This window comes from Rahnella sp. AN3-3W3 (genome assembly GCF_003263545.1).
GTDB classification, from domain to species: Bacteria; Pseudomonadota; Gammaproteobacteria; order Enterobacterales; family Enterobacteriaceae; genus Rahnella; species Rahnella variigena.
Genome location: NZ_JYDG01000049.1, coordinates 60,510 through 73,012 on the forward strand (window position 1 = coordinate 60,510; position 12,503 = coordinate 73,012).

Annotated in this window: 13 protein-coding genes and 2 pseudogenes; 4 read left to right on the forward strand and 11 right to left on the reverse strand. The window is 50.2% G+C overall.

Going from position 1 to position 12,503, the window contains the following annotated elements; translation table 11 throughout:
• Window positions 1–102 precede the first annotated feature (102 nt).
• Window positions 103–792: a helix-turn-helix domain-containing protein gene (locus UC15_RS14630; protein ID WP_095925585.1), complete on the forward strand. Its 690-nt coding sequence runs from the start codon at window positions 103–105 to the stop codon at window positions 790–792.
• Here UC15_RS14630 and UC15_RS14635 read toward each other — a convergent pair.
• The 7 genes and pseudogenes from UC15_RS14635 to UC15_RS26015 all read right to left on the reverse strand — a co-directional run.
• Complete coding sequence (locus UC15_RS14635) at window positions 775–1,371, reverse strand: bifunctional 4-hydroxy-2-oxoglutarate aldolase/2-dehydro-3-deoxy-phosphogluconate aldolase (RefSeq protein ID WP_112289122.1); 597 nt, start codon at window positions 1,369–1,371, stop codon at window positions 775–777. The two genes, UC15_RS14630 and UC15_RS14635, sit on opposite strands and share 18 nt — an antisense overlap.
• Window positions 1,361–2,254, reverse strand: coding sequence for a 2-dehydro-3-deoxygalactonokinase (locus UC15_RS14640; RefSeq protein WP_112289123.1), 894 nt, complete (start codon window positions 2,252–2,254; stop codon window positions 1,361–1,363). Before UC15_RS14640 ends, UC15_RS14635 begins: the two co-directional genes overlap by 11 nt.
• On the reverse strand, window positions 2,251–3,147 hold the full coding sequence (locus UC15_RS14645) for a dihydrodipicolinate synthase family protein (RefSeq protein ID WP_112289124.1): 897 nt from the start codon (window positions 3,145–3,147) through the stop codon (window positions 2,251–2,253). The genes UC15_RS14640 and UC15_RS14645 overlap by 4 nt, the downstream gene beginning before the upstream one ends.
• The gene (locus UC15_RS14650) at window positions 3,141–4,304 is read right to left on the reverse strand and encodes a mandelate racemase/muconate lactonizing enzyme family protein (RefSeq protein WP_112289125.1); all 1,164 of its coding nucleotides are present in this window, start codon (window positions 4,302–4,304) and stop codon (window positions 3,141–3,143) included. Before UC15_RS14650 ends, UC15_RS14645 begins: the two co-directional genes overlap by 7 nt.
• Before the next feature lie 17 nt (window positions 4,305–4,321).
• The gene (locus UC15_RS14655) at window positions 4,322–5,644 is read right to left on the reverse strand and encodes an MFS transporter (protein ID WP_112289126.1); all 1,323 of its coding nucleotides are present in this window, start codon (window positions 5,642–5,644) and stop codon (window positions 4,322–4,324) included.
• 305 nt (window positions 5,645–5,949) lie between these two features.
• Window positions 5,950–6,242 (reverse strand): annotated as a pseudogene (locus UC15_RS26010) (IS3 family transposase); the annotation flags it as partial.
• Between the two features lie 92 nt (window positions 6,243–6,334).
• A pseudogene (locus tag UC15_RS26015) lies at window positions 6,335–6,505 on the reverse strand (TetR/AcrR family transcriptional regulator); the annotation flags it as partial.
• A 28-nt stretch (window positions 6,506–6,533) separates the two neighbouring features.
• On the opposite strand from UC15_RS26015, the gene UC15_RS25665 reads away from it, so the two are divergent.
• Window positions 6,534–6,707, forward strand: a complete 174-nt coding sequence (locus UC15_RS25665; RefSeq protein ID WP_157960989.1) for a hypothetical protein — start codon at window positions 6,534–6,536, stop codon at window positions 6,705–6,707.
• Window positions 6,708–6,885: 178 nt separating this feature from the next.
• Here the strand turns inward: UC15_RS25665 and UC15_RS14665 are convergent, their stop codons facing one another.
• Complete coding sequence (locus UC15_RS14665; RefSeq protein WP_112289127.1) at window positions 6,886–9,306, reverse strand: TonB-dependent receptor domain-containing protein; 2,421 nt, start codon at window positions 9,304–9,306, stop codon at window positions 6,886–6,888.
• A gap of 371 nt (window positions 9,307–9,677) precedes the next feature.
• Here UC15_RS14665 and UC15_RS14670 point away from each other — a divergent pair, with 371 nt between their 5' ends.
• Window positions 9,678–10,490: a siderophore-interacting protein gene (locus UC15_RS14670; protein WP_112289128.1), complete on the forward strand. Its 813-nt coding sequence runs from the start codon at window positions 9,678–9,680 to the stop codon at window positions 10,488–10,490.
• A gap of 2 nt (window positions 10,491–10,492) precedes the next feature.
• Window positions 10,493–10,975 (forward strand): PadR family transcriptional regulator, encoded by a 483-nt coding sequence (locus UC15_RS14675; protein WP_232829897.1) that lies wholly within the window; start codon window positions 10,493–10,495, stop codon window positions 10,973–10,975.
• A gap of 66 nt (window positions 10,976–11,041) precedes the next feature.
• Here UC15_RS14675 and map read toward each other — a convergent pair whose 3' ends face one another.
• The 3 genes from map to UC15_RS14690 all read right to left on the reverse strand — a co-directional run bounded on the left by map (window position 11,042) and on the right by UC15_RS14690 (window position 12,501).
• Window positions 11,042–11,797 carry a type I methionyl aminopeptidase gene (map, locus tag UC15_RS14680; RefSeq protein ID WP_112289153.1) on the reverse strand — a complete coding sequence of 252 codons (756 nt, stop codon included), beginning with the start codon at window positions 11,795–11,797 and terminating at the stop codon, window positions 11,042–11,044.
• A 37-nt stretch (window positions 11,798–11,834) separates the two neighbouring features.
• On the reverse strand, window positions 11,835–12,089 hold the full coding sequence (locus UC15_RS14685; RefSeq protein ID WP_112289129.1) for a ParD-like family protein: 255 nt from the start codon (window positions 12,087–12,089) through the stop codon (window positions 11,835–11,837).
• 130 nt (window positions 12,090–12,219) lie between these two features.
• Window positions 12,220–12,501: a pentapeptide MXKDX repeat protein gene (locus tag UC15_RS14690; protein WP_112289130.1), complete on the reverse strand. Its 282-nt coding sequence runs from the start codon at window positions 12,499–12,501 to the stop codon at window positions 12,220–12,222.
• Between the last annotated feature and the right edge of the window lie 2 nt (window positions 12,502–12,503).

The window sequence follows — 12,503 nt, forward strand, 5'->3', positions numbered from 1 at the left end:
AAGCCGGGCTGACCCCCTCTAAGTGATCTACTATTTTGCGAAGCTATTTAGCACTGTTTAAATGGGGGAAAAAATATCACTTTCCCATAATTGAGGTATGAGATGAACAACACAGTTTATGATGCATTTCGTTGTTTGAAATTATTGTCCTCCGGAAATCGTGCTTTAGGTATCAGGGAGATGGGGCGGACTTTGGAACTGGATTCAGCAAAAGTCACTCGGTTGATGCAGACTTTATTGTCACTGGAAATGGTGGAGCAAGATATACGAAAAAAATATAGTTTAGGGATGGGTATCCACCAGCTCTCTGCCCGTGCGATACATAACTCAACCTTTTATAGCGCAGTGTTGGGAATGCTAGAGGAAATTGGTAGTCACTCTGTTTCTATTGTTGTTGGTATATTAAGCGGGAAGAATGTGACGTATTTAATCCATACCCGTGGTGGGAAAAGTATCGCCCGTGCTATCGGGAATTATGAGTCCTATCCGATTCATGATTCAGTCATTGGCATTAAACTACTCTCAGCCATGAGTGATGAAGAAATAGTCGCTCGCATTGGAGTCCATGACCACAATTTGTTGAAAAATGATATACAAGAGGCAAGGCGACATCAGGTATTTGAAAAAGTATACAGCCAGACAGATTACCGACTGGCCTGTATTATTCCTGGCATGCAAGCAGCCATAGCATTGTCTAATATTCAGGGTGACAAACTCAATATTGATAGTTTTCGCCAATTTTTAATGACTGCAGCACAAAAAATCAGTAGAGAATCATTTCCCATCTTGTAGTAATTGCTGGCAGCATTCAGCCGTAGTCGCCACACTTTGCCCACAACGGTAGAGTGCAGAACCGATTCCTACGCTGTCGTAATACTGTAAATAATCGGCTGCATTTTCAATATCAACACCACCCACTGCGCAGAAGTGGCTTGCTTGTGACAGCGGGCCCTTGATCAATTGCGGATAGTTAACCGGCAGCGCCGCAGCAGGGAAAATTTTCAGCACATCCACTCCCATCTCACAGGCCGAGAAAATTTCGCTACTGGTAAAAACGCCGGCACAGACATCCAGACCATGACGCTTTGCAGCAGTGACAACACGGAAATCGAGATTGGGCGTTAAAATAAATCCTGCTCCGCGTAAGGCACTGGTTTTCACCTGATCAGGCGTGAGCACCGTCCCGGCTCCCACTCGCACCCGTTCGCCAAACTGGCGACTAATCTTTTGCACACTCTGATCCCATTCAGGGGAGTTGGTGGTGATCTCCACCGTATTGATGCCATATTCTAGCAGACAGGCGACATGTTCTATCGCCTCCTCTGCGGTGATCCCCCGAAGAATGGCGACGACTTTTGCACTATTGATCATCGCGAAAAACCTCATTCAGTCCGGCAATGATTGTGGTTTCAGCTTCAAGCGTGGTGCAACTGACAGATAACACATCGCAGGCCTGGCGATACAGTGACAACAAGGTGCGATTGCCGATAAAGCAGATACTTTCACCCTCTTGCTGCCCGGTCAGGATTTCGTAGCCAATCAGTAAACCTGAAAGGTAGCTTGCGGCATGGCGTGGCTCTATGGCACCAAGAATATATCGCCCACGGCTACGAAACAGCTCGGTAATAATATCACTGGCAGGGTAATCAAAAGATTGCGCAGTGTTGACCCCGTGGATAAATGCCGAAGTGGAATCGATTTGTTCGGGCAGACCTTTACCCACCACTGAATGGTGAACAACTAAATCATAAAGTTCACCGGTCATGAGGGTGCGTAAGCTCTCAACCTGCTGTTTCGAGCGATCAACAGTTATCCATTTACTGTGCGTCCCCACGGCGGCGAAGCGGCTGGCATCGGTTAACGTTAATGCACCCGCGAGTTGCATCTCCTCACCCCGGCACACTTCATTAACGCGGCGGTCGCATATACCAGGGCGCAGAGTGAGAGGATTGGAGAGTACACCCTTAAGCTCGCGACCTTTGCCAAGTAAGGCGGCAAAACTGAGTGGCAGCTCCAGGTATCCGGCATCGGCAATGCCGATATTGCTGCCAATCATGCCACACAGAATAACCGGGAGCTGTGCGTCCCAGGCATCCTTTAGGCGCAGCAATTGCTGGCGCAGAATATCAGGCAACTGCTCGCGCTGGCATTTTCCCACCCCGCACGTGTCTTCAACCATGCGTGTGACGACGCCATTACGTACACTCAGCGCGCGAAAATTACTGGTACCCCAATCTACGGCAATGTAGTTCATTGGCTCGCTCCGAAGACTGCCAGTGGCAATGCAGCAGTGAGATTTTGCAGTTCATCCCGTGTGATATCATCTATCGGTTTTGCCGGTTCGCGAACGTAGTCCGTGGCAAAAATGCCAGCTTTATGCAAAACGGTTTTGTGGATGGCTACGCCAATACCCGGTTGAACCCCATAACGCAGGAAGGGAAGATAGCGATAAAATTGCGCCTGTGCTTCCTGTTCACTGCGCGCAAAGGCCCGCAGAATGGCATTGATCACATCAGGAAACTCGCAGGCAGGCATGGTGCCAATCACGCCGCGGCGAAGCTCTTCATATAAGAAGCCGGCATTGAGCCCACCAAACAAGCTGACGCTATCACCGAGGGCATTTTTGAGCGCTGTGATTTTGAGAGTGGTCGGCGGTTGTTCAACTTTAATGTATTTGATCGCGGCAAACGCCTGGCAGAGCTTGACCAGCGTGGCGACCGGTATCGTCACCCCGGTCATCATCGGCGCATCCTGGATCATTATCTCTATATCGCAGGCATGACAGATGTCGCGATAAAAATGGAAAATCTCATCCGGGCCGGGTTTAACCACTGAGGGTGGGTTGACCATCGCCACCTGAGCGCCCCATTGCTTAACGCGATTAATATCCTCGATGGCAACGGCTGAGCTGGCTCCTCCCGCAGCGGCGACCAGCGGTAAGTTTCCGGTCAGTCGTTTTACACAATGGAATAGCGCTTCTTTCTCTCCACTGGTCAGCGCATAGCCTTCTGAGGCATTGCCAAACAGCGCCAGGCCGTCAATACCCTGGCTCAACAAGAACCGCACCAGTTTTTCAATTGAAGTGAAATCAACGTTACCTAGCTTATCAAATGCCGTTGCCAGAATTGGCACATTACCCTTTAACATGTTGCCCCCATGACATATTCACGAACACGTTCTTCATTAATTTCAATACCCAGACCGTGGCCTTCAGGTCTTTGGTAATGTCCCTGCTCACACACCAGTGGTGTGTTGAGTAGCTGATTAGCAATGGCAAAAACCGGCGGCTGGTACTCCAGCATAAAGAGGTTAGGGATCGCGGCTGCAACCTGGATTGAAGCGGCAATGCAGGGACCTAAGCCGACGCTAAGATGAGGCGCAACCTGTAGATTCCAGGCTTCAGCCATGGAAGCAATGTGCATCATTTCACTAATGCCGGTACGGCCAACATCTGGTTGCAGAATATCGGCAGCGCGTTGCTCGATGAACGGTTTAAACTGATAGCGGGTGCGCTCGGTTTCCCCGACCGCGATAGCGACGGGACTTTTCGCCCGCAATTCACGGTGACCCGCAATATCTTCAGGCAGGAGCGGGGCTTCAAGGAAACCGACTCCTAATGGATGCAAGGCTGCTGCCAATTCAGCAGCTTGCGCCACACTGTAATTCCAGTGGGCATCGAGAAAAATATCAGCGTCGTTGCCCAACGTTTCACGAACCCCCCTCACGTTTTCGATGTCTTCCCTTACCCCATAGCCCAACGCCAGTTTGAAGGCATTAAAACCTTTGTCTTGCCATTGCTTCGCCAGATGACAGCGGGCAGGCAGGTCGGGTTCGGGCAACCCAGAGACATAGCAAGGAATTGTCTCGCGATAGGCGCCGCCGAGTAATTGATAGACCGGGAGTTGAAGGATCTTGCCTTTCAGATCCCACAAGGCAATATCCACCGCGGCGATAGCATCAATGTGATAGCCAGTAATATGGCCACGGTCGCGCATGGCATCATACATTTTAGAGTTCAGTACCCCACTGGCGAACGGCGACTGGCCAATCAGTAACGGGGCAAAAAGATGGTTAATTAATTCGGCGATCACCTGAGGTACTACCGGTGCCAGCGCCTCTCCCCAACCGACATACCCTTCATTGGTAGTGATCTTAACCAGGCACGTTTCCATTTTTCGCGAATAGACACAGCGATACTCCGGGCGATAGTAATAATCGCTGTTGTGACCTTCAACACTCCCTCCAAGATAGGCTTGTTGTGGCGTAATTTTCAGCGGGAAACATTCAATATGGCTTATCTTCATTGCGACTCCTGGGCACATTAATCCAAATTTTTTCCAGCGGTTTCTTTAGCAAACCAGACGGCGATAAACGAAATTGCGGCAGTGATCATCACATACCAGGCAGGGGATAAGGGGTCACCGGTTAGAGTGATAAGGCTTGCTGAAGCCAATGGTGTTACACCGCCAAAGACAGCGACAGTCAGGTTATAGGCGATGGCAATACTGCCGTAACGAATTGCGGTCGGGAACAGTTCGACCATAGCTGCGCCGCAGCCCCCATTAAACATGGCGACAAAGACGCCGAGCATGCTCATCGCCGCAATGGACGAGCCGACTGATCCCTGGCTCATCACCAGCATTGCCGGGTAAGTCAGTAAAATGAATCCGCCACATCCCATCAGCATCAGTGGCCTGCGTCCCCAACGATCAGATAGATAGCCGGTGAGTGGCATACAAATTGCGACGCTGAGCAGCCCGAGGGTGGTAATTAAATAGGAGTCGGTACGGCTGTAATGCAAATAGGTGGAGAGATAACCGGGCATAAAAGATTGCAGAACCCAGCTACTTACCGCTTTAACAATCACAAATCCTGTGCAGAACAGAAGGGCAGACATCGAGGTTGAAAGAGATGTGCGCAAAGGTGATTTTTCAATCTTTCCGGCGGCTTTAAGTTTATGAAACTCAGCGGAGTCCTCCATGTTACGGCGCATATACAGGCCACCCAGACCTAATGGCGCTGCCAGCAGAAACGGAATGCGCCATCCCCAGTCGTTCATCACTTCCTCACCTAAGGTATGGGTGAGTAAAAGAACCAACCCGGAACCGCAGACAAAGGCCAAAAAACTGAAGTTTTCACTCCAGCAGGTCAAGGTGGCTCTGCGGTGGGGCTGTGCGCTTTCCGCCAGATAAGTAATCACGCCAGAGCTTTCGCCACCGGCGGCAAATCCTTGTATCAGACGGGTGAATACCAGTAAGACTGGCGCGATTATGCCTACCTGGTGCCAGGTGGGTAAAAGTCCCATTATAAAGGTCGAAATTGACGTGATCACAATGACCGTGACCAGCACTTTACGCCGTCCGAGACGGTCGCCCATCGAGCCAAAGAACAGCCCGCCAAGCGGTCGCATCAAGAAGCCAGAACCGAAAACAGCAAAGGATTTAAGCAGTGCAATTGCCGGGTCGCTACTGGCAAAAAAATTGCTCGCGATAATGGTGGCTAATGTTCCGTAAAGTCCAAAATCAAACCATTCAATAAAGTGACCGATACCGGCTGACAGCATGATTTTTGCTGTGCGCCGGGCTGGCACTTTCTCTCTAGCCCCGCTGTAGTCTGTGGCGTATTGGGTCTCTGTATTGTCCATATCAACTCCCGAGGGTAGGTAGGGTCTCAGTCTTGGTACGACTTTTTAGTAGGTATAGGACGAGTATATTGATTAGATCTCGGGAGATGAGATGGACTGTTGGAATAGCGAGATGAATCAAAATTGAAATGATTTTTTGCTTCATATAATGAAGCAGTTGCAGTTGAGATAATATACTGGCTCGTATTACTAAGAGTTACCAAAACATACAGGCATGATTATTTTGATGAAATCCCTATGATCTTGACCCGCTATATCCAGACTGTTTTTATGTGTAAGTCATTGTCATCTAAGAGGACCCAGTATTCCGTCGTGCATCTGCTGGTTTCATGCACGACATAAGCAGAACCGTTGTCCGTCGGCGACTCGAACGATTTTTCCGGTAACTGATTACCGAACAGCTTTTTCATTGCACCCAATATCACATCCTGTACCGTGCTGATGTTGTAACCATCTGTACTGGCAGCCCACCCTATGGCTTCTCTGTCGCAGCAGTCCAGTGCGAACCTTTTCTATCGTCATCACAGCCGAACTAGAAGCCATCTGAACACAACCACAGATCGCTTTCTGCCAATGCAACTTTACCGTTATGCTCACGAAGCAGCCCAATGCAAAGATCAAGGGCAGCTATGAGCGAATAGCGGACATTAAGGATTCGTGGGCCATCATGTTGACTAAATCTGGTTAGCACTACTTCAATAATTTTGACATCAGCTCAAAAAACATTGGCAGGTCATGGCTGATCGAGAAGGACGCATTTATGGCTTTACGTGCGATTAAACCGTCAATAAAGGCAAAAAGTATAATCGTGATTTCCTCCAGGTTAATGTTCCGGCGAAACTCTCCCGCCGCATTACCCTTGCACCTTTGTTTGAAAATCAGGAAATTTTTGCGGCGTTTACTCAAGCATTTGCGAGATTATCCGCACCTGAATATCGAATGGCTGCCGACCGGGACGGATCTCAATATTATCGATGAACAGATTGATATCGGGATCAGAATTGGTACCGTGCCGGATAACCGCTTTATTGTGAAATGCATTTGTCCGGTGGGCGTCACCTGATCTAATTTTCCGCCCCCATCAGCCTCTGCTACCCGCCCGCGCACGGCTGGTGTTTGACTGGCTGACGCAGATCCTCAAAGAGCTGTTCAGCGAATAGCGGCGTTATTAAGGAAATAAAAAAGCGCCATGTTTGCACATGACGCTTGTGTGATTAAACGGCTGTTTTTACCGTCTGATGTTAGAAATCAACATTGACGCCAAGCTGGAAGCTGCGACCTGGCATCACGGCCAGTGCCTTGTTGTATTCATCCTGATTGGTGGTATCAGTCAGAGTACGGCTGCTCAGGTAATCCCAGTATTTGCGGTCGGTGATGTTGTAAACGCCGCCGCTGAGTTTCACGTTCTTCGCGACTTTCCAGTAGGCCGTTGCATCAACCATACCGTAGCCCGGTACGTTCATGTATTCGGTGGTGGAACCTGTAATTGGCGTACCGGCGTTAGTGTAGCTCTGACGGTTTGTCGCTTCGGCTTTTTTACCTTTGACGAAAGTCGCGGTCAGCGCAGTACCGTACACGCCGGATGGGTCATCCCACGCCACGCCAGCGACAAATTTCATTGGCGGCACGCTGTCTAGATCCACATATTTGTCGCCATCGTAGCTGGATTTCGATTCACCCTTGGCATAACCCAGTGCGAAGGTGGTGCTCAGACCGTCAACGCTGCTGAACCAGGTACCGTAGTTAATTTTGGTGCTCAGATCGCCACCATAGATAAACGCTTCATCGCGGTTTTCGGCCTGATAAATCGTATAGATATTGGAGGGCACATTGGTGAACATGCCCGGGTTGGCGGCACGGCTGTAGCGGGTGTTGGCAATAAAGTTTTTGTAGGTGTTGTAGAAAACGGAAGTCTTGAAGGTCACTCCTTCAGTCGCTTCACCTTTCATACCCCATTCGAAGTTATTGCTGGTCTCGGTTTTCAAATCCGTGTTGCCGATCAGCGCGTATTGCTGAGAACCGGCATAAGAAGAACCGAGGTTCCAGGAACCGTAAAGCTGGCTGGCATCCGGGAATTGCGCACCACGACGATATTGCAGGTAAGTCATCAGCTTAGGCGTGATGTCATAGGTGAACGCCAGGGACGGCAGAACCTGCGTATCGGAATTGGCTTTGCCGTACAGTGTAGAAACCTGGCCTTCAGAGACGGTGCTGTTAGACAAGTCAGACAGATCTTTCGCTTTGGTGTTCTGATACGCCACACGCACTGCAGGCACGATGGAGAAGTCATGGCCATCGAGGTCAAACTTCATGGTGTCCTGCAGGAAGCCGCCGAGAATATAAGAACGGCTGTTCGCTTCCGGCTGCATGATAGTGGTGTAAACGCTTTGCTCCGGGCTTTCACGGAACGGACGTTCAGTGTTGGACATACGACCGTTGATACCGGCGCTCAGCTCATGACGACCCAGGGTTTTCAGCCAGCTGGTTTCCCCGCCGAAAGTGTTGACGTCATAGTTGGAATAGACGTTCATCATCTGCTTACTGGCGTTCGGCATGTAGGTATTGTCGTGCGCCTGCGTATACTGGTAATACACTTTCGAAACAATGGCATCGACGTAATCGTTGAACGGCGTCCATTCGTCTTTCAGCGTCGCGCCCCAGCGGCGGGTGTTACTTTGCTGCTGTGCAGTGCCGAGAATGGCGCTGCCTGAGCTATTCCACGCATCGTAATGGGTATGGTTTACTTTTTCGTAATAATCGAGCGTACCGGTGACTTTATGTTCGTCATTTGGCTGCCAGATAACGGAAGTCATGACTGCGTCGGAGTGCCAGTTAGCCGGATAGGCATCGTGCGTTCCGCTGTTATTGCTGGTTTCCTGGCCGTCGCGGCGGCTGATGGCGATCAGACCACGCAGGGTTTCGTCACCTGCGGCGGCGGTGATGCCGTTGTGCCAGGAGCGGTCGGAAGAATCATAATCAGACTGGTAACCGAAATAGGTTTCCTTGCCCGGACGCAGATAATCATCGGCAGATTTTGGCAGGAAGGAAACGGCACCGCCGATTGAGGTGTTGGCGCGATCAGCGGAGGTGGCGCCGGATTCGATATCTACCTGGCCGTAAATGTAAGGATCGATGTAATCACGGCCAATACCGGACGTGCCAAGACCCGCGCGGCTTGCGTAGCTGCGGCCAGTGGCGCTTGGCTGTGGAATGCCGTCGACATCGATGCCGACGCGGTTGCTTTCCAGACCACGGATGTTATAGCCGGTATAACCGTTACGGTCGAAGCCGCTTTTGCCGTTGCCGGAACCGCCGCTGGAGCCGGTAGCGGTGATCAGGGGCTCATAACGCATGATGGTGCCGAAATCATTGCCGCCTTTTTGCTGCATTTCTGCTGCGGTGATGGTGGTTTTCGAGCCCGGTTTTTTATCCGGCATCGTTTCGGTAACCGTCATCACTTCTTCATTGTTCTGCGCCAGATCCTGCGCAGTACGCACCACCGGTTTTTTCCTGATGGCTTCAGAAGCTGGCGTTTTATTGGCTGCCAGATCGGTGGTGTCTTTAATCGCTTGTGCTGCATTTACGTTAAAGGTGGTGGTGAGAATCGTCCCCATGAAAATGACGTTTTTCACCAAACCCTGCTGTGTAAAGGATTTGAACATTTGTTTTTAGCCCTGCACTATTTTTAAAAAGTTCTGCTCGCATTTACTGCCTTTCGACAAATCAGACGCGCTGGTCATCTGCTTTCAATTCTTCCGTAAAAAGCCCTTGTCCTTATAAAATATGGGTTTATTTGACGTCCTTACCCACTTCGGCTTGGTGCGAATGATAATGATACTGAGAATTGTTATCAACAAATTGATAAATAAAAATGGGCTTCTTAACGAAATCTTTGCGATGGGTAGCTCAGAATGAACTACCGTGAGATCAAAAGTTCGGGGGATGATGCCTGTGTCCTTACGTTTTTCAGGGTTGCGGAAAATATTCCTAAGATATATCTTTCGTTCAACCTTACTTCAAAAGAGAAAACGTGATGACTCAACATCGCAACGAAACCCCTGCCGTAAACTTGCCTGTCCGCGTCAAAAACGACCTGGTTTTCCGTCATATCACCGTCAAAAGCAGCGAAAACGTGGCTGGCTGTTTTCAGCGTATCGTGTTGAACGGCGACGATCTGAAGGGTTTTACCTCGCGTGGTTTTGATGACCACATCAAACTGTTTTTCCCGGCAAATCCCGGTGATGTGATCACGCCGCCGACCGCGACCGACGAAGGCATTGTCTGGGGCGATGGGCCGCGTCCGCTTAACCGCGAATACACGCCGCTGCATTTCGATGCACAAGCCAATGAACTGACGCTGGATTTCTATCTTCACGATGGCGGTGTCGCCAGTGAATGGGCGGCTGGCGCGAAGCCGGGCGATAAACTGATCATCGGCGGACCGCGCGGTTCACTGATTATCCCGACCACTTACGCATGGCAGTTGTATGTCTGCGATGAAACCGGTCTTCCGGCGGTGAAGCGCCGTTTGCGCGAGCTGAAACAGGCCGCGTCTGCCGCGAAAGTGACCGTGCTGGTCAAAGTGAAACATGTCAGCTGCGTTAGCTACTTAGACGATGAAAAAGAGTTCGACATCGAATGGATTGTCAGTGAAGAACAAAACGGTTATCAGGAAGATGACGCGGCAGTTAAAAAACTGAAAAGCATTTCTTTGCCGGAAAGTGATTACTACATCTGGGCGACCGGCGAGGGGAAATTCGTCAAAGGGCTGAATGATTACTTCGTCGAAAATCGCGGACTGGACGCCAATCTGGTGCGTTGTGTCGCTTACTGGCACAACAAGTAACGATGATGAATCATAAACACCGTCGCGAAAGGATGTTTGAAACGGGTGATATCCGTCTGCTGATGCTGCATTTTTTACAGCAACGTTCCGCTCACGGTTATGAACTGATCAAAGCCATCGAAGAACTCTCCAAAGGCGAATACACGCCGAGCGCCAGTATCATTTATCCGAACCTGACCTTCCTGGAAGAACAGGGTCTGGTCACGGCAAATCAGGAAGAGGGCGGTAAGAAACAATATTCGATTACGCCGGAAGGCACGCAGTCGCTGGCAGAGCAGGGTGATTTGCTCGGTTCAGTAACAGAGAAACTGCATTCTCTGGCGATTCTGTCTAATAACCGCAGTATTCCGGAAATGCAGCGGGCGATTAACAATATGCGCATGGCGCTCAATCTGCGGCTGGCGAAAGGGCCAATCGGGCAGGAAACGCTGTATAAAATCACCGATGCGTTAGACCGCGCGACCAAAGAAATCGAGCGCAGCTAAACGGATTACCAAAAACTATAAAGCCTCCGACCGGAGGTTTATACGTTCAGGAAATATCACGGGAAATTAGTTTTCTTTAGGCCACGGTGTCAGGATTTCATAACCCGTTTTCGTCACCGCAATCATATGTTCCCATTGTGCGGACAACGAATGATCTTTAGTCACCACCGTCCAGCCGTCGGGCAGCACTTTGTTTTGCTTTTTACCGGCGTTCAGCATCGGTTCGATGGTGAATAACATGCCTTCCTGCAACACCAGTCCGCGGCCTTTTTCGCCGTAATGCAGCACCTGCGGATCTTCGTGATAACCCATGCCGATGCCGTGACCGCAGTATTCTTCTACGATGGAAAACCCTTCGCGTTTCGCTACCGAGGCAATGGCATGACCCACATCACCGAGGGTTGCGCCGGGACGCACCACTTCGATACCGGCCATCATCGCCTCAAAGGTGGTATCCACCAGACGGCGAGCCATAATGCTCGGCTCACCGGCGTAATACATGCGGCTGGTGTCGCCGTACCAGCCATCTTTAATCAGCGCCACGTCGATGTTCACGATGTCGCCTTTCTTCAGTGCCTTATCGGAGGGGATACCGTGGCAAATCACATGGTTGACGGAGGTACACGTGGTTTTCTGATAGCCGTGATAACCGATATTTGCCGGGATCGCCTGTAATTCGGTGACGATAAAATCGTGGCAGATGCGGTCCAGTTCATTGGTCGTGACACCCGGCACCACATAAGGCGTGATCATATGCAGCACCCGCGCCGCCAGTTTACCGGCGATACGCGCTTTATCGATGCCTTCCGGCGTTTTGACCATACGGTTATTGTTGACGAAATATCGGCTGTCTAAACCATTATTCATTGCTTGCCTTCCTGTGTGTGCCGCCGACATTTAACAGTGTGCGGATACTTCCGGTGTTTTCTTCAGATTCCATGCTGCAACGCACCAGCAATTGCGAAATCTCGCTGTGCGTCATGTCCGGATGAGTTTCCATCAGCATACCAATTTTCATCCAGTGCTCGGCCTGCGCGTTGATGGAACGCGTATACGCCAGACTGGCGATGCGCAGATTCTCATGCATCAGTTCGGAGATTTTAATGATACCCATCGGGCGCCCTCGGTAGTATACGAATCATATATGTTTTATATACTACGCAGGTCGCGGTCAATTTTCCAATAAAAAAGCCTCCGCTGAACAGACGGAGGCGTTTTCGCTACATGGCCGGGTTTAGCGGCGTTTACTGGGCAGAGGTGTCTTTTTTCATGGCATCTTTTGACATGGTGTCTTTGGACATTGAGTCTTTAGTCATGCTGTCTTTCTTCATATGATCTTTCGACATGCAGTCTTTGCCCATGCTGTCTTTAGCCATGGAATCTTTACTCATGCTGTCTTTTTTCATGCAGTCTTTAGACATATGGCCCATGGTATCTTTCTTCGCCATCGCGTCAGCGGCATAGGTGGTGCTCACCGCGCCCATCATCAGACAAGCAGACATCATCATTACGGTTAACTTTTTCATGA

Bases quoted from the DNA above. Each gene is read 5' to 3' on its own strand.
- UC15_RS14630 (WP_095925585.1), top strand. From the start codon at position 103: ATGAACAACACAGTTTATGATGCATTTCGTTGTTTGAAATTATTGTCC.
- UC15_RS14635 (WP_112289122.1), bottom strand. From the start codon at position 1,371: ATGATCAATAGTGCAAAAGTCGTCGCCATTCTTCGGGGGATCACCGCA.
- UC15_RS14640 (WP_112289123.1), bottom strand. From the start codon at position 2,254: ATGAACTACATTGCCGTAGATTGGGGTACCAGTAATTTTCGCGCGCTG.
- UC15_RS14645 (WP_112289124.1), bottom strand. From the start codon at position 3,147: ATGTTAAAGGGTAATGTGCCAATTCTGGCAACGGCATTTGATAAGCTA.
- UC15_RS14650 (WP_112289125.1), bottom strand. From the start codon at position 4,304: ATGAAGATAAGCCATATTGAATGTTTCCCGCTGAAAATTACGCCACAA.
- UC15_RS14655 (WP_112289126.1), bottom strand. From the start codon at position 5,644: ATGGACAATACAGAGACCCAATACGCCACAGACTACAGCGGGGCTAGA.
- UC15_RS14665 (WP_112289127.1), bottom strand. From the start codon at position 9,306: ATGTTCAAATCCTTTACACAGCAGGGTTTGGTGAAAAACGTCATTTTC.
- UC15_RS14670 (WP_112289128.1), top strand. From the start codon at position 9,678: ATGACTCAACATCGCAACGAAACCCCTGCCGTAAACTTGCCTGTCCGC.
- UC15_RS14675 (WP_232829897.1), top strand. From the start codon at position 10,493: ATGATGAATCATAAACACCGTCGCGAAAGGATGTTTGAAACGGGTGAT.
- map (WP_112289153.1), bottom strand. From the start codon at position 11,797: ATGGTCAAAACGCCGGAAGGCATCGATAAAGCGCGTATCGCCGGTAAA.
- UC15_RS14685 (WP_112289129.1), bottom strand. From the start codon at position 12,089: ATGGGTATCATTAAAATCTCCGAACTGATGCATGAGAATCTGCGCATC.
- UC15_RS14690 (WP_112289130.1), bottom strand. From the start codon at position 12,501: ATGAAAAAGTTAACCGTAATGATGATGTCTGCTTGTCTGATGATGGGC.